The sequence below is a fragment of the Lentzea sp. NPDC020367 genome, assembly GCF_044387305.1.
Taxonomy (GTDB): domain Bacteria; phylum Actinomycetota; class Actinomycetes; order Mycobacteriales; family Pseudonocardiaceae; genus Lentzea.
The window spans coordinates 276,601-295,150 of the sequence record NZ_JBIRVV010000002.1; the positions used below are offsets into that span (position 1 = coordinate 276,601).

16 protein-coding genes are annotated in these 18,550 nt (G+C 68.8%); 11 read left to right on the forward strand and 5 right to left on the reverse strand.

Annotated features, from left to right (window positions below; genetic code table 11):
• Window positions 1–71: 71 nt before the first annotated feature.
• The gene (locus ACH413_RS08355) at window positions 72–2,330 is read left to right on the forward strand and encodes an excinuclease ABC subunit UvrA (protein ID WP_360033267.1); all 2,259 of its coding nucleotides are present in this window, start codon (window positions 72–74) and stop codon (window positions 2,328–2,330) included.
• Window positions 2,327–3,109: a siderophore-interacting protein gene (locus ACH413_RS08360; RefSeq protein WP_360033264.1), complete on the forward strand. Its 783-nt coding sequence runs from the start codon at window positions 2,327–2,329 to the stop codon at window positions 3,107–3,109. Before ACH413_RS08355 ends, ACH413_RS08360 begins: the two co-directional genes overlap by 4 nt.
• Here ACH413_RS08360 and ACH413_RS08365 read toward each other — a convergent pair.
• Window positions 3,036–4,067, reverse strand: a complete 1,032-nt coding sequence (locus tag ACH413_RS08365; protein WP_360033261.1) for a methyltransferase — start codon at window positions 4,065–4,067, stop codon at window positions 3,036–3,038. The two genes, ACH413_RS08360 and ACH413_RS08365, sit on opposite strands and share 74 nt — an antisense overlap.
• A 202-nt stretch (window positions 4,068–4,269) precedes the next feature.
• Between ACH413_RS08365 and ACH413_RS08370 the strand changes: the two genes are divergently transcribed.
• Genes ACH413_RS08370 through ACH413_RS08390 form a run of 5 tightly spaced genes read left to right on the forward strand, consistent with a single transcriptional unit; the run spans window position 4,270 to window position 10,541 of the window.
• Window positions 4,270–5,139, forward strand: a complete 870-nt coding sequence (locus tag ACH413_RS08370) for an ABC transporter permease (RefSeq protein ID WP_360033835.1) — start codon at window positions 4,270–4,272, stop codon at window positions 5,137–5,139.
• Entirely contained in the window at window positions 5,136–6,131 is a 996-nt protein-coding gene (locus ACH413_RS08375) for an ABC transporter permease (RefSeq protein ID WP_360033258.1), read from the forward strand. The genes ACH413_RS08370 and ACH413_RS08375 overlap by 4 nt, the downstream gene beginning before the upstream one ends.
• Window positions 6,132–6,145: 14 nt before the next feature.
• Entirely contained in the window at window positions 6,146–7,816 is a 1,671-nt protein-coding gene (locus tag ACH413_RS08380) for an ABC transporter substrate-binding protein (protein ID WP_360033255.1), read from the forward strand.
• Entirely contained in the window at window positions 7,813–9,345 is a 1,533-nt protein-coding gene (locus ACH413_RS08385; RefSeq protein WP_360033252.1) for an ABC transporter ATP-binding protein, read from the forward strand. Before ACH413_RS08380 ends, ACH413_RS08385 begins: the two co-directional genes overlap by 4 nt.
• Entirely contained in the window at window positions 9,342–10,541 is a 1,200-nt protein-coding gene (locus ACH413_RS08390) for an FAD-binding protein (RefSeq protein WP_360033249.1), read from the forward strand. The genes ACH413_RS08385 and ACH413_RS08390 overlap by 4 nt, the downstream gene beginning before the upstream one ends.
• Here ACH413_RS08390 and ACH413_RS08395 read toward each other — a convergent pair.
• Together ACH413_RS08395 and ACH413_RS08400 are read right to left on the reverse strand one after the other, a co-directional pair.
• Window positions 10,517–11,095, reverse strand: coding sequence for an SRPBCC domain-containing protein (locus tag ACH413_RS08395; protein WP_360033246.1), 579 nt, complete (start codon window positions 11,093–11,095; stop codon window positions 10,517–10,519). The two genes, ACH413_RS08390 and ACH413_RS08395, sit on opposite strands and share 25 nt — an antisense overlap.
• On the reverse strand, window positions 11,088–11,585 hold the full coding sequence (locus ACH413_RS08400) for a helix-turn-helix domain-containing protein (protein ID WP_360033243.1): 498 nt from the start codon (window positions 11,583–11,585) through the stop codon (window positions 11,088–11,090). The genes ACH413_RS08395 and ACH413_RS08400 overlap by 8 nt, the downstream gene beginning before the upstream one ends.
• 105 nt (window positions 11,586–11,690) lie before the next feature.
• Between ACH413_RS08400 and ACH413_RS08405 the strand changes: the two genes are divergently transcribed.
• Together ACH413_RS08405 and ACH413_RS08410 are read left to right on the forward strand one after the other, a co-directional pair.
• Window positions 11,691–13,820: an RICIN domain-containing protein gene (locus ACH413_RS08405; protein WP_360033240.1), complete on the forward strand. Its 2,130-nt coding sequence runs from the start codon at window positions 11,691–11,693 to the stop codon at window positions 13,818–13,820.
• Between the two features lie 60 nt (window positions 13,821–13,880).
• Entirely contained in the window at window positions 13,881–15,131 is a 1,251-nt protein-coding gene (locus tag ACH413_RS08410) for an amidase family protein (RefSeq protein ID WP_360033237.1), read from the forward strand.
• On the opposite strand, the gene ACH413_RS08415 is transcribed toward ACH413_RS08410, so the two are convergent.
• Window positions 15,106–15,432 carry a DUF6204 family protein gene (locus tag ACH413_RS08415; protein ID WP_360033234.1) on the reverse strand — a complete coding sequence of 109 codons (327 nt, stop codon included), beginning with the start codon at window positions 15,430–15,432 and terminating at the stop codon, window positions 15,106–15,108. The genes ACH413_RS08410 and ACH413_RS08415 overlap by 26 nt on opposite strands.
• A gap of 69 nt (window positions 15,433–15,501) precedes the next feature.
• On the opposite strand from ACH413_RS08415, the gene ACH413_RS08420 reads away from it, so the two are divergent.
• A complete protein-coding gene (locus tag ACH413_RS08420; RefSeq protein WP_360033232.1) occupies window positions 15,502–16,143 on the forward strand; it encodes a transcriptional regulator in 642 nt (213 codons plus the stop codon).
• Window positions 16,144–16,182: 39 nt separating this feature from the next.
• On the opposite strand, the gene ACH413_RS08425 is transcribed toward ACH413_RS08420, so the two are convergent.
• Window positions 16,183–17,679, reverse strand: a complete 1,497-nt coding sequence (locus ACH413_RS08425) for a cellulose binding domain-containing protein (protein ID WP_360033229.1) — start codon at window positions 17,677–17,679, stop codon at window positions 16,183–16,185.
• A gap of 94 nt (window positions 17,680–17,773) precedes the next feature.
• Between ACH413_RS08425 and ACH413_RS08430 the strand changes: the two genes are divergently transcribed.
• Entirely contained in the window at window positions 17,774–18,538 is a 765-nt protein-coding gene (locus ACH413_RS08430; protein ID WP_360033226.1) for an alpha/beta fold hydrolase, read from the forward strand.
• Window positions 18,539–18,550: the final 12 nt, after the last annotated feature.

The window sequence follows — 18,550 nt, forward strand, 5'->3', positions numbered from 1 at the left end:
TCCTTACGACGTAAAGTAACCTTGCCGGTCGATACTTTACGGCATAAAGAATCACTTTGGGGGAGCCAGCCTTGAACGCTGTCGCCGACAGCCATGACGTGATCCAGGTCCGCGGAGCGAGAGTCAACAACCTCGCGGACGTGTCGCTCGACATCCCCAAGCGCCGCCTGACCGTCTTCACCGGCGTGTCCGGTTCCGGCAAGTCCTCGCTGGTCTTCGGCACGATCGCGGCCGAGTCCCAGCGCATGATCAACGAGACCTACACCGCGTTCCTGCAGTCGTTCATGCCGTCGATCGGCCGCCCGGACGTCGACGCGCTGCACAACCTGAGCGCGGCGATCATCGTCGACCAGGAACGCATGGGCGCGAACTCCCGCTCCACCGTCGGCACCGCCACCGACGCCCACACCATGCTCCGGATCGTGTTCAGCCGCCTCGGACAGCCGCACGTCGGCACGTCCGGCGCGTTCAGCTTCAACCTGCCGGAAGGCATGTGCCCAGCCTGCGAGGGCTTGGGCAAGGTCACCACCATCGACGTGGACGCCATCGTCGACCGGTCCAAGTCGCTCAACGACGGCGCGATCGACGCCCCGAACTACGGCGTCGGCACCTGGTACTGGCAGGTGCTCGCGAACTCCGGCCTCTACCCCGCCGACCAGCCGATCTCGACGTTCACCGAACAGCAGCTCGACGACTTCCTCTACAAGCCGACGACGAAGCTGAACGTCAACGGCACCAACGTCACCTACGACGGACTGATCGCGAAGCTGCAGCGCACGATCCTGTCCAAGGACCGCGAGTCCATGCAGCCGCACGTCCGCGCGTTCGTCGACAAGGCCGTCACCTTCGCGACCTGCCAGGACTGCATGGGCGCCCGTCTCAACCAGGCCGCGCTCAACTCCAAGATCCGCGGCGTGAACATCGCGGACTGCTGCGCGATGCAGATCAGCGACCTGGCGAAGTTCGCGCACGCCATCGACGACCCGTCTGTCGCGCCGCTGCTCGCCACCCTGCGCGACACGCTCGACTCACTGGTCGAGATCGGCCTCGGCTACCTGTCGCTCGACCGCGAGTCCGGCACGCTGTCCGGCGGCGAGTCGCAGCGCGTGAAGATGGTGCGGCACCTGGGTTCCTCGCTCACCGACATCACCTACGTGTTCGACGAACCGACCGTCGGCCTGCACCCGCACGACATCCGGCGGATGAACGACCTCCTGCTCCGCCTGCGGGACAAGGGGAACACCGTGCTCGTCGTGGAGCACAAGCCGGAGACCATCGAGATCGCCGACCACGTCGTCGACCTCGGCCCCGGCGCGGGCGCGGGCGGCGGCCACCTCTGCTACTCCGGCGACGTGGCGGGCCTGCGCGGGTCCGGCACGCTCACCGGCCGCCACCTCGACCACCGGGCCAAGCTGCGCTCGGAGTTCCGCTCCCCCAGGGGTTTCCTGACGATCAGCGGCGCCCGCACCAACAACCTCAAGGACGTCTCGGTCGACCTGCCGCTCGGCGTGCTGACCGTCGTCACCGGCGTCGCGGGCTCCGGCAAGTCGTCGCTCATCCACGGCTCGCTGCGCAGAGGTCCGGACGTCGTGACGGTCGACCAGTCGCCGATCCGCGGCTCGCGCCGGTCCAACCCCGCCACCTACACCGGCCTGCTCGACTCGGTCAGAACCGCTTTCGCGAAGGCCAACGGGGTCAAGGCGGCGTTGTTCAGCGCGAACTCCGAGGGCGCGTGCGAGAACTGCAAGGGCATCGGGCTCGTCTACACCGACCTCGCGATGATGGCCGGTGTCGCCACGGTCTGCGAGAAGTGCGAGGGCAAGCGGTTCACGCCCGAGGTGCTGCGCTACACGTTGCGGGGCAAGAACATCAGCGAGGTGCTCGGCATGTCCGTCGCCGACGCCCGTGACTTCTTCCCCTCCGGCCAGGCCCACGCGGTGCTCAGCCGCTTGCACGACGTCGGTCTGTCGTACCTGTCGCTCGGCCAGCCGCTGACCACGCTGTCCGGCGGTGAGCGGCAACGGCTCAAGCTCGCGATCCACATGGCGGAGAAGGCCTCGACGTACGTGCTGGACGAACCGACGTCCGGCCTGCACCTCGCGGACGTGGATCAGCTGCTCGGGCTGCTGGACCAGCTGATCGACGCCGGCAACACGGTGATCGTGATCGAGCACCACCTCGCCGTGATGGCGCACGCCGACTGGATCGTCGACATGGGTCCCGGCGCGGGCCACGACGGCGGCCAGGTCGTCTTCTCCGGCACCCCCGGCGAGCTCGTGTCCACTTCGGACACCCTGACCGCCCGGCACTTGAAGGAGTACCTGTCGTGAGTCTGCTGACCGTCACCTCCGTCCGGCCGGTCACCCCGCGCATGACGCGGATGACGTTCACCGGTCCCGGCCTGTCCGAGATCGGCACCTGGCCGGACCAGCAGCTCAAACTGCTCTTCCCGAAGCCAGGCCGATCGGCGCACGTGTCGGACGCCCCGGACGTCGGCACCTGGTACCAGGCCTACCTGGCGATGCCCGAGTCCGAACGGCCGTGGATGCGCGGCTTCACCGTCCGGTCGTTGGTCGACGGCGTGCTGACCGTGGACTTCGTGCTGCACGGCGACAACGGGCCTGCGTCGAAGTGGGCTGCCAACGCACAGGTCGGTGACGTCATCGGCAGGTTCGGGCCGTCCCGCGACTACGCCCGGCCGCTCGGCACCGCGGACCTGCTGGTGTTCGCCGGCGACGAGACGGCGTTGCCCGCGATCGGCTCGCTGCTGGAACTGCTTCCCGAAGCACAGCGGCGACTGGTGTTCGTCGAGGTCGCGGATCCGTTGGAGGAACAGGACATCCCCGGCGTGCGCTGGATTCACCGCAGCGCCGGGGAGGACCTGGTCTCGGTGGTGACGGCGGCCGAGGTGCCGTCGTCGGCCTGGGTGTGGCTCGGCGGCGAGGCCTCCGCGGTTCGTGCGCTGCGCAGGCACTTCGTCGGCCTCGGAGTGTCCAAGAAGGACATCGAGTTCGCCGGTTACTGGCGGCGCGCCCTCACCCAGGACGACGCTCCGACCTCCGACGACCTCGCCGAGGCCCAGGAGCGGATCGCCGCGCTCGGCGAGTGAACTCCAGCAGGCTGCGTCCGCCGGTCACCTGAGTCACGGACTCCAGCCGGAGTCCGTGCGCCGACGCCAGCCGTTCGAAGTCGTGGAGCCCTCGGTCGCGCCCGCCGAAGTGCACGAGCATCACCAGGTCGAACTCCGTGCTCTCGCCGAGGGACTCCACGACGAGAACCCGTTCGCCCGCCTCGGCGCACCGGGCCAGGATCCGGTGCGCCTGCTCGTCGTCCCAGTCGTGCAGGATGTCGAACAGCAGGTAGGCGTCGGCCCCGGCCGGCAACGGGTCGAAGAAGCTGGCCCCGGTCACCTCGGTGCGATCGTCGAGGCCGTACAGGCTGAACACCGCACGCGCGCCTGCCGCGGTGTCCTCGAGTTCGACGAGGTGGCCGCGCATCGCCGGGTTCGCCGTGAGGATCGCGGCGAGCAGGCTGCCGTGCCCGCCACCGACGTCGACGAGCGTGCCGAACCGCGACCAGTCGTAGTTCCCGACGATCTGCGGCACCCAGTCCCGCATGCGGTCGGTCATCTGCCGGTCGAACGCGTCCCGCAGATGCCGCTGCTCGGCCAGGTCGGTCCAGAAGTCCTGGCCGTAGCGCAGCGGATAGGCCGCCTCGCCCGTGCGGACGCTGTGGATCAGGTCGATGAACGCCAGGTCGGCGCGCCCGGCGGCGGAGTCGTGGTGCAGCAGGTTGTTCAGGCCGTTGCCCGCGTCGGCGCCGAGCAGCGCGCCGAGGTCGGTGGTGCGGTAGCCGGCGTCTGTCAGTTCGGCCACACCGAGGGTCGTCAGGTGGGCCAGGAGCAGGTCGAGAGCGAGCGGGTCGACCTTGAGTTCGGGTGCGAGTTCGTGGGCGGTGGCGGGGGTGTCGCGCAGGCGGTCCGGCAGTCCCAGGGTCACGGCGACCCGGAGCGCCATCGGCGTGATCAGCCCGGACATCTCTCGGAGCCGTTGTACGTCGGTGTCCACGTGGACCCACCTTGCCACCGCGGGCAACTTAATTTCAGTCAACACTGAAGCAATAGTGTTAACACGGTCTCAACCAGTGGACGTGGACGACTCGGTCACTCGATCGGCTTACTGTGCGCCGCGACAGATCAACACGCCCGAGAAGCAGGTCAAGCAGTTGCACACTCCCGTCGCGCGGTCCGTGCCCGCCGCGATCAGATCGGTGCTCGCCCGGGATCGCTGGGCGCTCGCCGGCACCGTCACCGTCCTGGTGATCGGCCTGGTCGCGATCTTCGCGGACGTCCTCACCGCCATCGAGGGCCACGACCCGTACACCTACGACGCGACCGCGCTCGATCCCGCGTCCGGACTGCCCGCGGGGTCGTTCGGCGGGGTGAGCGGCGAGCACTGGTTCGGGGTGGAGCCGCTGACCGGACGCGACCTGTTCGCGATCGTGGTGCACGGCGCGCGAACGTCGTTCCTGATCGGGCTCGCGGCCACGCTGGTGTCGATCGGGCTCGGGGTGCTGATCGGCGCCGCCGCCGGCTACCTGGGCGGCTGGATCGACCGGGTGATCACCTGGAGCGCCGACGTCTTCCTCGGCTTCCCGTACCTGGTGTTCATGATCGCGATCGGCGCGGTGGTGCCGGTCGAATTCCCGCGGGCGCTGCTGCTGATCGTGGTGATCGGGTTCTTCGGCTGGCCGTCGACCGCGCGGATCGTGCGGGCGCAGGTGCTCACGTTGAAGGAACGCAACTTCGTGAAGGCCGCACGGGTGCTCGGCGCCTCGCCGTGGCAGGTGTTCCGCACCGAGCTGCTGCCGAACCTCTGGGGTCCCGTGCTGGTCATGGCAACGTTGTCGGTGCCGGGCAAGATCGGGCTGGAGGCGGCGCTGTCGTTCCTCGGCGTCGGGGTGCTGCCGCCGACGCCGAGCTGGGGCCGGTCCATCAGCGCCGCGATCGACTGGGTCCGCGTCGACCCCGCCTACCTGCTGTTCCCCGGTCTCGCGCTGTTCGCGGTCACCTGGGGCTTCAACGCGGCGGGCGACGGGCTGCGGGACGCGCTCGACCCGAGATCGGTGACCCGCCGATGAGGACCCTCCGGTACGCCCTGACGCGGCTCGGCGGCATGGTGCTCGTGCTGCTGATCGTCGCCTTCTGCACGTTCGTCGTGTTCTACCTGGTGCCGTCGGATCCGGCGCTGCTGGCGTGCGGCAAGCCGTGCACGCCGGAGAACCTCGCGCTGGCGCGGGAGTTCATGGGCTTCGACGAGCCGTGGTGGCAGCAGTTCCTCACGTTCCTCGGCGGCATCTTCACCGGCCGCACGTTCGGCACCGGCGCGACGGCGATCCACTGCGCCGCACCGTGTTTCGGCTACTCGTTCCGGCAGAACGCCGACGTGCTGGAGCTGATCGGCGACCGGCTGCCGGTGACGTTCTCGCTCGCGATCGGTGCCGCGGTCCTGTGGGTCGGTGTGGGCGTGGCGATCGGCGTGTACGCCGCGCTGCGCAAGGACTCCTGGTTCGACCGGGCCGCGCTGGCCGGGTCGGTGATCGGGGTGTCCGCGCCGGTGTACCTGGTGGGGCTGCTCGGGATCCTCGTGCTCGGGTTCCAGCTCAACGTGGTGCCGGTCGGCAACTACACCGCGTTCGCCGACGACCCGGTGCGCTGGGCGTGGGGGCTGGTGCTGCCGTGGTGCGTGCTGGCGTTCGCGCACGGCGCCCACTACGTCAAGCTCACCCGCTCGCAGATGCTCGAGACGATGAGCGAGGACTTCATCCGCACCGCACGGGCCAAGGGCGTGCCGGAACGGACCGTCGTCGGCAAACACGCGCTGCGCAACGTGTTGCTGCCCGTCGTGACGCTGACCGGCATCGAGTTCGGGTCGCTGCTCGGCGGTGCCGTGATCACCGAACGGGTGTTCAGCCTGCCGGGCCTGGGCGGCCTGCTCATCGAAGCGGTGCACGCCCGCGACCTGCCGACCCTGCTCGGCTGCACCTTGTTCGCAGGTTTTCTCGTAGTCGTCGCCAACGCCGTCGTCGACCTGTCCTACGGCGTGCTCGATCCGCGAGCACGGCTCACCTGAGGGAGGAAAGTCCGTTGTCCAGCAAGAAACTTCTTGCGATCGTGCTCGCCGGTGCCCTGGGGGTCTCGGCGTGTGGCGCGAACGATCAGAAGCCCTCCGGTGACACCGCGGTCAAGCCCGAGAAGGGCGGCACGCTGCGCATCCTGTCCGAGTCGCGCACGCTCAACCTCGACCCCGCCAAGTCGCAGAGCCTCGCGATCACGACGCTCGGCCTGGTGCACCGCAGACTGACCGGCTGGCAGAACGCCGTCGGCCAGCCCGCGAAGGTCGTGCCCGACCTCTCCGACACCGGCAAGACCTCCGACGGCGGCAAGACCTGGACGTTCGTGCTGCAGGACGGCCTGAAGTTCAGCGACGGCACGCCGATCACGTCCGCGGACGTGAAGTGGGGCGTCGAGCGCTCGTTCGCACCGGCGTTCGGCGGCGGCCTCGGCTACCACAAGGACCTGCTCGGCGGCGGTGACTACAAGGGCCCGTTCGAGGGCAAGGAGCTCGACTCCATCAAGACCCCGGACGAGAAGACCATCGTCTTCACGCTGACCCGCCCGTACGGCGACTGGCCGTGGATCGCCTCCACGCCCGCGTTCGCGCCGGTGCCGAAGGGCAAGGGCGCCGAGGCCGACTACCACGAGCACGCCGTCGCGTCCGGCCCGTACCAGGTCGAGACGTACACCAAGGGCGTCGAGGTCAAGCTCAAGCGCAACACCAACTGGGAGCCCGCGAAGGACCAGGTCCGCGCCGGCCTGCCCGACGCCGTCGTGTTCCAGCTGGGCCAGGAGGCCTCGGTCGTCTCGCAGCGCCTCGCCGCCGACTCCGGTGACGACCAGACGGCGTTCGCCTCGTCGTTCGTCTCCCCCGCCCAGCTCGCGCAGCTGCAGGGCAACCCGTCCGCGAAGTCCCGCGTGGTGACGTCGAAGTCGGGCGCGGTCGCGTTCCTCTCGCTCAACACGCAGAAGGCGCCGCTGAACAACGTCAAGGTGCGCCAGGCGTTCCAGTACGCGGTGAACAAGGCCGCCTACCAGGTCGCGTCGGCGGGCACGGCCGCGCTGGCCGGTGACACCGCCTCCACGCTGATCACCCAGGGCATCGAGGGCCGCGAGCAGTTCGACCTCTACCCGTCCAAGCCCGAGGGCGACCCGGACAAGGCCAAGGCGCTCCTGGCCGAGGCCGGTTTCCCGAACGGCGTCGAGAACCTGTCGCTGGTGCTGAACAAGTCCAACAACCAGACCGACAAGGCCGAGGCCATCCAGGCCGCGCTGGCACGGGCGAACATCAAGGTGACCATCCGGTCGCTGGAGGCCGACGCGTTCGAGACCGAGACGAACCTCTCGGACAACCCGACGTACGACCTGATCCTGTCGTCGTGGCAGCCGGACTTCCCCAGCGCGAACTCGAACATCCAGCCGCTGTTCGCGACCTCGGAGATCGGCAAGGGCGGCTACAACACCTCGCGTTACTCCAACCCCGAGGTGGACAAGCTGATCGAGGAGGCGCAGTCCACTGTGGACCCGGCGGAGGCCGGCAAGAAGTGGGCGGCGATCGACAAGAAGATCCTGCAGGACTCGCCGGTCGTGCCGCTGATCTACACCCGCAACTCGTTCATCCGCGGCTCGAAGGTCGGCAACTTCTACATCGCCGACTTCCCCGCCTACCCGAACTACCTGCAGGTGGGTATCACGAAGTGAGTGCGCTGCTGTCCGTCGAGAACGTCTCGGTGGACTTCGGCTCGGGCTCCCCGGCGGTCAGCGAGGTCTCGTTCTCGCTGACCGCCGGGGAGGTCCTCGCCGTGGTCGGCGAGTCGGGTTCCGGCAAGACCGTGACCGCGATGTCGTTGCTCGGGCTCCTGCCGCCCACGGCTTCCGTGTCCGGGCGCGCGGTGTTGAACGGCCGGGACCTCTACTCGTTGAACGCCACCGAACTGCGTGAGGTGCGCGGCAACGCGGTGGGCATGGTGTTCCAGGAACCCATGAGCGCCCTCAACCCGGTCTTCACCATCGGCAACCAGATCGTCGAAGCCGTACGAGTGCACCGCGCGGTCTCACGGGCCGAGGCTCGCGCACGGGCGGTGGAACTGCTGCGGCTCGTCGGGCTGCCTCCCGAACGGTTCAAGGCCTACCCGCACGAGATGTCCGGGGGTCAGCTGCAACGCGTGGTGATCGCGATGGCCGTGGCGAACGAGCCGTCGCTGCTGATCGCCGACGAACCGACGACCGCGCTGGACGTGACCGTGCAGGCCGAGATCCTCGGGCTGCTGCGGGACCTGCGCGACCGGCTCGGGGTCGCGATCCTGCTGATCACGCACGACATGGGCGTGGTCGCGGACCTGGCGGACCGGGTGGTCGTGATGAACGCCGGACGGGTCGTGGAGACCGGTCCCGTGCGGGAGGTGTTCGAGCAGCCCGCGCAGGAGTACACGCGGACGTTGCTCGACTCGGTGCTGCGGCTGGACTCCCGTGAGCTGGCCGCGCGCGAGCCCGAGGAACCGGTGCTGCGGCTGTCCGACGTTTCGGTCACCTACGGCAGGTTCCGCGCGGTCGCCGAGGTGTCCCTGGACATCGGCCGCGGCGAAACCCTCGGCCTCGTCGGCGAGTCGGGGTCGGGCAAGTCGTCGCTCGCCGGGGCGATCACCGGCCTCACCCGCTACACCGGGCGGATCACCGTGGCGGGCAAGGAGGTCTCGGCGCTGCGCAAGGCCGACCGCGGCCGCATCGGGCTGGTGTTCCAGGACCCGCTGTCGTCGTTGAACCCGCGCGCCACGATCGCTCGATCCATCGCCCAGCCGTTGCTGCTGCACACCTCGGTGCGCGGCGGGGAACTGGCCGCGAAGGTCGACTCGCTGCTCGACGCCGTGCAGCTCTCCCCCACCCTGCGCGACCGCTACCCGCACGAGTTGTCCGGTGGACAACGCCAGCGTGTCGGCATCGCGAGGGCCATCGCGCTGGACCCCGACCTGCTGATCGCCGACGAGCCGACGTCCGCGCTGGACGTGACGGTGCAGGCACGCGTGCTGGACCTGGTCCGCTCGCTGCAACGGGATCTGCGGTTCGCGTGCCTGTTCATCAGCCACGACCTGGCCGTCGTGCAGCACCTCGCCGACCGGGTCGCGGTGCTGCACCAGGGCCGTGTGGTCGAGGAGGGCACGTCGGTGTTCGCCGCGCCGCAGGATCCCTACACCCGACGATTGCTGGCGTCGGCGCTTACCGTGTCTGTATGAGGACCAACTGGGCTGGCAACGTCACGTTCACCGCGGCCCAGGCCGTGGCCCCGGCCTCGGCCGAAGACCTGCGTGCGCTCGTGCGCGGTTCATCGGCCGTGCACGTCGTCGGTTCGGGACACTCGTTCAGCACGATCGCCGACACGACCGGCACGTTGGTGTCGCTCTCGGCCATGCCGGAGATCTTCGAGGTGTCCGGCCAGACGGTCCGGGTCAGCGCGGGCATGACGCTCGCCGACCTGTCCGTCCGGCTGGAGGCGGCGGGCCTGGCCCTGCACACGCTGCCGTCGTTGCCGCACATCACCGTGGCCGGCGCGATCACGACCGCCACCCACGGCTCGGGTTCCCGCTCACTGGCGGGTGCCGTGCGGTCCGTCGAGGTGCTGCGCGGGGACGGCTCGGTCGTCGAACTGAGCTCGGCGGGCGCGCCCGTGTCGCTGGGCGGACTGGGCGTCGTCATCACGGTGACCCTGGACGTGGTGCCGTCGTTCCAGGTCGCGCAGACGGTCTACCAGGACGTCGCGTGGACGACCCTGCTCGTGCAGCTGGAACAGATCTTCGACGGCGCGTACAGCGTGAGCGCGTTCGTCGACTGGCAGGGCAGCGCGACCCTGTGGGTCAAGCACCGCGTCGGTGACGAGGAGTTCCGCTACCCCGGCCGTCCCGCGTCCGAGCCCGCGCACCCGGTGCCCGGCCAGCCCGGCTCCCGCTGCACGATCCAGGGCGGCGTGCCCGGACCGTGGCACGAGCGCCTGCCGCACTTCCGCGCCGAGTTCACCCCGTCGGTCGGCGAGGAGCTGCAGACCGAGTACTTCGTGCCCCGCACCCGCGCGGTGACGGCGTTGCGGGCGCTGGCCGAGATGTCCACCGTGATCTCGCCGCTGGTGCAGGCCTGCGAGATCCGCACGGTCAACGGCGAACCGCAGTGGCTCAGCCCCGCCTACGACCGCGACAGCCTGGCGATCCACTTCACCTGGGTGCCGAACACCCCGGCCGTGCTGCGGATCCTGCCCAGGCTGGAGGAGGCCATCGCGCCGCGGCCGCACTGGGGCAAGCTCTTCACCGTGCCGCCGGCGCTGCTGGCCGCCCGCTACCCGCAGTGGGACGCCTTCCGGGCGTTGCTGCGCGAGCACGACCCGAAAGGCGTCTTCCGCAACGACTTCCTGACGACCTACTTCGGGTCCGCCTCCAGCTGAGGCCCCTTGCCGCGCAGTTCCTCCAGCTCGGCGTCGGAGAACCCGTAGGTCGTCACGACGGTCATCTTGTCGCTGGTGACGAGCAGCCCGGGGCCCCACTCCTCGACGACGACGCCGCGCTGGTTCGCCGACTCGAAGAACGGCTTCCCCTCGACGCCGAGATCGGCCACGGCCGGCCAGAACAGCGTTCGGCGCTTCTCGCCGGGGTGGAACTCGTGCGCGAACTTCAGCTGGTGCAGGAACGTGATCCAGCCTTCGGTGATGTCCTCGTAGTAGTCGTCCCACTCGGGCGAGGTGCCCTTGGGCGCGCGGGTCAGCACGACGCGGGTGCCCTCGGGAACGGGCGTGAGGGCGAACGTGTCGTGGTTGTGCACGATCAGCGTCGTGCCGTCCTCCTCCGCGTTCTGGAAGTAGATGTGGTCGATCTCGGCGTCGAGCTCCGGGATGTCCCAGCCGTGCCAGTGGCGCAGCTTCTCCTTGTCTCGGAACGACTGCCACACCTCGTCGACCGGTGCGGCCACGGTGATCTCGATCCGCACGCCCTCGTCACTCATCTGCTGCTCCGGGATGGCCCATCGCGACCACCCGGTACGGGCGGCCTGCCTCGGTGTCGTACCTCAGCGCGATCTGCCGCACCGCTTCGGCCAGGTCGCTGGTGAACTCGTGGACGGCGCCGGGCGCGCCGAAGCGGACCGTCGTCTCCACCGTGAACGTGAGCAAGCGCTTTCCCGCATCGGCCGCGGCGCTCGACATCCGCTCGACGTCGCGAGCGGTGTCCTCGGCGACGGACATGAGGTGCGTCGCGGCGAACTGATCTTGGACGTCGGCGGCGATCTCCCGGCCGGGCTTCGCCCGCAGCACGCGTTCGACACAGCCACGGCGCTGGCGTTCCTCGACGAGTTCGACCAGTCCTGCCTGCTCCAGGGCTCGCACGTGGTAGTTGACGCGCTGCCGGGGCAGGTCGAGGACCGCCGCGAGCTGCGTCGCCGAGGCGGGCGATCTCAGCAGCTCCAGCAGCGATCTGCGCAACGGCGACAGCTCCACGCATAGCACGGTCTCATTTGACAAAATATTTTGTCAATACCGGAACGGGACCGGAAACAGTTAGGTTCGTTGACGGTTGCAACAAACCACCCCCACCCTGTGACCGTGAGAACCCCCCTGCTGGTGGCAGCGTTGGCGGCAGCAGCGATCGTTCCTGTGTGGACGGTCGCGGCGCAGGCCGACGTGGTGCCCGGAACCGCTTATCAAGTGACGAACGTCGGCAGCGGAAAGTGCGTGGAGTCGCTGGGAACGGCCAACGGCGCACAGCTCCGCCAACAAGGATGCTCTGGACAGACCTGGACCTTCACGCCCACGAGCGACGGCTACTACACGGTCGGCGACGGCCAGGTCTGGGACGTCTCGAACGTGTCGACCGCGGACAACGCGGCGGTCCACATGTGGCAGTCGTTCAGCGCGAACAACCAGCAATGGCGCGCTGAGGCCGTCGGCACGGACACCTACCGGTTCGTGAACCGCAACAGCGCCAAGTGCCTCGACGTGCCCGGCGCGTCGACCGGTGACGTCCAGTTGGTCCAGTACACCTGCAACGGGACCAACGCACAGCTCTTCCGCCTCACCGGCGGCACGCAGCAGCCGGGCCAGCCCGACTTCGGCCCGAACGTGCTCGTCTTCGACCCGTCGATGTCCTCCGCCACGATCCAGGCGCGGCTCAACGACGTCTTCCGTCAGCAGGAAGAGGGTCAGTACGACGCGCGCCGGTTCGCGATCATGTTCAAGCCCGGCAACTACAACGTCGACGTCAACATCGGCTTCTTCACCCAGGTCCTCGGCCTGGGCCTGCTGCCGGACGGCGTGACGATCAACGGCCAGGTGCACGTCGAGGCCGACTGGTTCGAGGGCAACGCGACGCACAACTTCTGGCGTGGCGCGGAGAACCTCGCGATCCGGCCGCCGTCGGGCACGAACACGTGGGCCGTCTCGCAGGCGTCCGCGATGCGCCGCACGAAGACCTACGGCAACATGCAGCTCGACGACAACGGCTGGTCGAGCGGTGGTTTCCTCGCCGACTCCGTGGTCACGGGCCAGGTCCGCTCCGGTTCGCAGCAGCAGTGGCTGTCGCGCAACACCGAGTGGGGTTCGTGGACCGGTGAGAACTGGAACATGGTGTTCGTCGGTGCCCGCAACGCACCGCAGAACACGTTCCCGGAGCCGCCGTACACGACCGTCGCGCAGACCCCCGTCGTGCGGGAGAAGCCGTTCCTGAACGTCGACGGCAGCGGCAACTACAACGTGTTCGTCCCGGCGCTGCGCTCCAACACCAGCGGCACCACCTGGGCCTCTGGCAACCAGCAGGGCACGAACATCCCGCTGTCGCAGTTCTACATCGCGAAGCCGGGCACCTCGGCGGCGACGATGAACGCGCAGCTCGCGGCCGGCAAGCACCTGCTGCTCACGCCGGGCGTCCACCAGGTCTCGGAGCCCATCCGCGTCACCCGGCCCGACACCGTCGTGATGGGCCTCGGTCTCGCGACCGTCATGCCCACCAACGGCAACCTGGCGCTCGACGTGGCCGATGTGGACGGTGTGAAGATCGCCGGTCTGCTGCTGGACGCGGCCCCGACCAACTCGCCGCTGCTGGCGCAGATCGGCGCGCCGGGCAGCAACGCCAACCACTCGGCCAACCCGACGTCGCTGCACGACTTCTACGTGCGCATCGGCGGTTCGGCCATCGGGCGGGCCACGACCTCGTTGGTGGTCAACAGCCACAACGTGATCGGCGACCACCTGTGGTTGTGGCGGGGTGACCACTCCGTCGGCGTCGGCTGGGACGTGAACCGGGCGGACACCGGCCTGATCGTCAACGGCAACAACGTGACGATGTACGGCCTGTTCGTCGAGCACTACCAGAAGTACCAGACCATCTGGAACGGCCAGGGCGGCCGGACGTACTTCTACCAGAACGAGATGCCGTACGAGGCGCCCAACCAGGCGGCGTGGATGAACGGCTCGACCCGCGGCTACGCGGCGTACAAGGTCGCCAACAACGTCACGACGCACGAGGCGTGGGGCCTGGGCAGTTACATCTTCGCCAACGCCAACCCGAGCGTGGTGGCCGACCGGGCGTTCGAGGTGCCGAACACCCCGGGCGTCAAGTTCCACAGCATGGTGACGATCTCGTTGGGCGGCAAGGGAACCATCGAGCGCATCATCAACAACTCGGGTGGACGGGTGACCGCCGGTTCTACCGAGGCTTACCTGGCCAACTACCCGTGATGTTCCGCTGAGTGGATTTAGATCCCACATCCCCATGCTCCGGTCCGCATAGACTGGAGCATGGGGATTCTTTCTGAGCAGTTGCGCATCATCGAGGCCTTGAACCCGGTCTACAACGCGTTGACCAGCGTGTTCGACGTGTCTGGCGAGCCCGTGGGTCCGCTCGCGGGCATGGTGTTCTCGGTCAAGGACAACATCGACGTCGCGGGCGCCGCCACCACGCACGGCCTGAAGTCGCTGGCGGGCAACGTGAAATCGGCGGACGCGCCCATCGTGGCGCGGCTGAGAGCGGCCGGTGCGACACCGATCGGGCACGCCAACATGCCGACGTTGAACGCCCGTGGCATGCACACATACAGCGAATTGGCGGGGCACACCATCAACCCGTGGGACAGCACTCTCTCGCCCGGCGGCAGCTCGGGCGGTGACGCGGTCGCGGTGGCCACGGGCATGGTGCAGCTCGGGATCGGCAACGACAGCGGCGGCTCACTGCGCCTGCCGGCGTTCCTGAACGGCGTCTGCGCCCTGAAGCCGAGCCACGGCCGCTACCCGCAGGGCAGCGTGCTCGGCCAGCCGGACCCGTCGTTCCCCACCCAGGTCATGACGGTCGAGGGCCCGCTCGCCCGCACTGTCGCCGATCTGCGGAAGGTGCACGGCCTGCTGTGCGGCGCGGATCCGGCCGACCCCCGCGCGGTGCCGGTACCGGCGTTCGGCGCGCCGGCACCGCGGGTGGCAGGGTTCGTGCTGGGCGACCCGGTCGTCGAGGAGGCGGCCCACCGCCTGGCGCAGGCCGGGTACGAGGTCGAGGCCGTCGAGGTGCCCAGGCTGGACGAGGCCGCGGACCTGTCCCTGCGGATGATCGCCACGCCGATCGCGCTCGGCTTCGAGCAGTTCGCCGCGTTCGCCGGGGAGGAGGTCGCGCTGTTCGCCCGCCATCTCCTGGAGGTGCGGCCCGGTCTCGACCTCGCGGAGTTCCTCGCGCTCACCGGCACCCGGCTGGCGATCCAGCGGGAGTGGGCGGGCCTGCTCGACCGCTACCCGGTGCTGCTCGGGCCCGTGTCCACGATCCCGTCGTTCGAACCGGACCAGGACCGCCGCAGTTCCGAGGCGCTCGGCGAGTACTTCGACGCGCTGAAGCTGTGCGAGGCGAGCAGCTTCGTCGGCGTGCCGTCGGTGGCAGTGCCGACGGGGCTGCGGAACGGGCTGCCGACGGGCGTCCAGGTGATCTCCCGGATGTACCGGGAGGACCTGGCCCTGGACGCCGCCGAGGTCCTGGAAACCCCGCTCAGCCCAGCCGTTTCGGCCGGTTGATCTTCATCTCGTCCACGTCGGTGACCTTGGCCTTCAGGCCCTTGAAGTCGACGCCGAGCGAGTCGAGGGCTGTGGCCGCGCGCCGCAGCCCCGCCTCGTCGGGCTTCTCGGCGGCGGTCAGGATCACGCGGTAGCTGAAGAAGTCGAGCTTCTCGTCGTAGGTGAGCGCGCCGTCCTCGCTGAAGCCCATGTCGCGCAGGACGTCGAAGCCCTTGAGACGATCCTGGAGCGTGACGCGCTGCTCTGAGGTGAGGTCGGCGAACCGGCCGCGGACGAGTACTCGGTAGGTGTGTTCAGCCACGAGCGAAGATGCTCCCTGAAGGGCCCGCGGTCTGGCGAACGATTTCCCGAGTGCGAAAGAATCGGGACCATGAACGCAAAAGAGCTGGTCACGCGCATCCGAACGGAGCTGCACCCCGGTGAGCACGACAACCTCGTGGTCAAACTGATCGAAACCGGACAGGCTCCGCGCGCTGTGATCGCCACGTTCGCCGCGGAGGAGAACCACATCGTGTCGTCGGACTGGCGAACATTCCTGGCGCTGGCGGCGAAGGCGGAGGAGCCGAACGCGCGGGCGTTCTTCACGTTGCTCGCGGGCGGCGAGGAGCTGGTGCTGCCGATGCTGGAGCCGCTGGCGAGGGCGGCGGGCATGTCCGCCAAGGACTTCCAGAACTACGAACCGTTCCCCGGCTGCCAGTCCTACCCCGCCTACCAGGCGTGGATGGCGCTCAACGGCGAGACGACGGACGTGATCCTCGCGATCCTGGCGAACTTCACCGCGTGGGGCGGGTACTGCGCGCGCATGGCGAAGGGGCTGCGCGAGCACTACGGGTTCGACGACGAGGCGTGCGCGTTCGTCGACTTCTTCGCCACCCCCGCGCCGCAGCTCGAAGACCGCGCGGTCGCCGCGATCCAGACGTCCCTCGACGCCGGCTGGCAGCCGAAGCACGCGTGGCGCTACGGCCGCCTGCTGCAGGCGTACGAACTGCAGTTCTGGTCCACGCTGGCGTGACGAGGACGGGGGCGGCTCGCGAAAGCCGCCCCCGACCCGTTATCGGGGCAGATAAGCCCTGTGGGCCTTGGAGAACTCGTAGTTGTTGTACTTGTCCCAGTTGATCGACCACGTCATGAGGCCGCGCAGGTTCGGGTAGACGCCCTTCGGCTTGTAGCTGCCGCAGCGCGTGCCCTTGGTGAGGCAGTCCAGCGCGGTCTGCACGTCCGCGACGGACGTGAACCCGTTGCCCGCGTACTGCGCGGCGGGCAGGCCGATCGCGACCTGGTCCTGGCGCAGGCCCGCGAAGAACTTCGACGCGTCACCGCGCACCGGGAACCCGGCGAGCACCATGTCGGTCATCGCCACGTGGAAGTCCGCGCCGCCCATGTTGTGGTACTGGTTGTCCAGCCCCATCACGGGTCCGGAGTTGTAGTCCTGCACGTGCAGCAACGTCAGGTCGTTGCGCATGGCCTCGATCACCGGCAGGTACGCACCCGTGCGCGCGTCGCCGGTGCCCGTGCCGCCGTAGAACTGGTAGCCGACCTGCACGAAGAACGTCTCCGGTGCCATGGTGAGCACGAAGTTGGCACCGTAGCGGGCCTTCAGCGACCGCAGCGCCGAGATCAGGTTCACGACCACGGGGGTGGTCGGGTTCTTGAAGTCGAGGTCACCGGGGTTCAGCGACAGCGAGTGGCCCTCGAAGTCGACGTCGAGACCGTTCAGGCCGTACTTGTCGATGATGCCGCCGACCGTCCGCACGAACGCGTCACGTGCCGCCGTGGTCTCGAGCCGCACCTGGCCGTTCTGGCCGCCGATCGAGATGTTGACCTTCTTGCCCTTGGCCTGCTGGGCGCGGATGCCGGCGATGAACTCGGCCTCGGACTCGACGTTCGGGCACTCCGCGACCGGGCACTGGCTGAACCGCAGGTCACCGCTCGTCGCGCTGGTGGGTTCGGCGAACGACAGGTTGATGACGTCCCACTCGTCCGGCACGTCCTTCATGCGGATGTAGCCGGAGCCGTTGGCGAAGCTGGCGTGCAGGTAGCCGACGAGCACCTTGCGCGGCAGCTGACCCGTGGGCGGCTGACCGGTCGTTGTCGTGGTCGTAGTGGTTGTCGTCGTCGTGGTGGTGGTCGTGCTCGTGGTGGACGACGTCGTAGGTCCAGTGCCACCCGTGCATGCCGCACCGTTGATCGTGCAGTTCGCCGGGTCGGCGGTGCCGGCGGCGTTGAAGCCGAACGACACGCTGGCGCCGGGCGCGACCGAGCCGTTGTACTCCCGGTTGACGAACGTGTTGTGGTTGCCGCTCTTGGTGAGCAGCGAGTCCCAGTAGGCACCGACGGAGGTCGAGGCCGGGTAGTCGAACTCGACCTTCCAGGAGCTGATCGCCGCGCTGGTCTCGTTCTTGATCGTCACCGTCGCGGTGTAGCCGGAGTCCCAGCCGTTCTTGGAGAACGTCGCCGTGACTCCGGCGGCGCTGGCAGGGGCGAGGCTCACGATCACGGTGCCGAGCACCAGTGCGGCCACCGCGGATATTCGAGCGAACAACAGCATGGGTTCCATCCCTCACGCGTTGGCGGCCGGCAGGGGGTCACCCCGAATTGGACTAGACCATCTATCGAGAAGTCAAGGTTCTAGACTTCTCGCCGTGCCCCACGCTCGTGCCGCCGACGGAACCAGGCTCTTCTACTCGGTCGAGGGCTCCGGGCCCCCGCTGCTGCTCATCGCGGGCCAGGCGAACTCGTCGAAGTGGTGGTCACAGGTCCGCGGGGACTTCTCCGCCCGGTTCACGACGATCGTCACCGACCACCGCGGAACCGGTTCCAGCGACAAGCCGGACGTCCCGTACAGCACGAGGATGTTCGCTGAGGACTGCGTGGCGATCCTGGCCGACGCGGGCGTCGAGTCGGCCCACGTCTACGGCACCTCGATGGGCGGCCGAATCGCGCAGTGGCTCGCGGCCTCGCACGGCGAGCGCGTCGACCGGCTCGTGCTCGGCTGCACCTCCCCCGGCGGCCCGCACGGCATCGAACGCAGCGCCGAGGTCCGCAAGTCGTTGGCGCAGGTCGACCCGATGAAGGCGCGCAGGGCGTTGGAAGCGCTGATGTACACACCGGCCTACCGCGGCCCGTACAACACGCTGGGCGACCCGCAGATGCCGCCGCACGCCCGCAAGCGGCACCTCTTCGCGAGTGCCGAACACGACGCGTGGGACGTGCTGCCGTCGATCGCCGCACCGACGTTGGTCGTGCACGGCACCGAGGACATCTTCAACCCCACGGCCAACGCTCCCCTGATCACGGAGCGGATTCCCGGCGCGCGCATGCACCTGATCGAGGGAGCCCGACACGGTTACTTCGAGGAGTTCGCGAGCGAGGCGACGCCACTCGTGGTCGACTTCCTGGAGGCCTAGCTCTGGGGGATG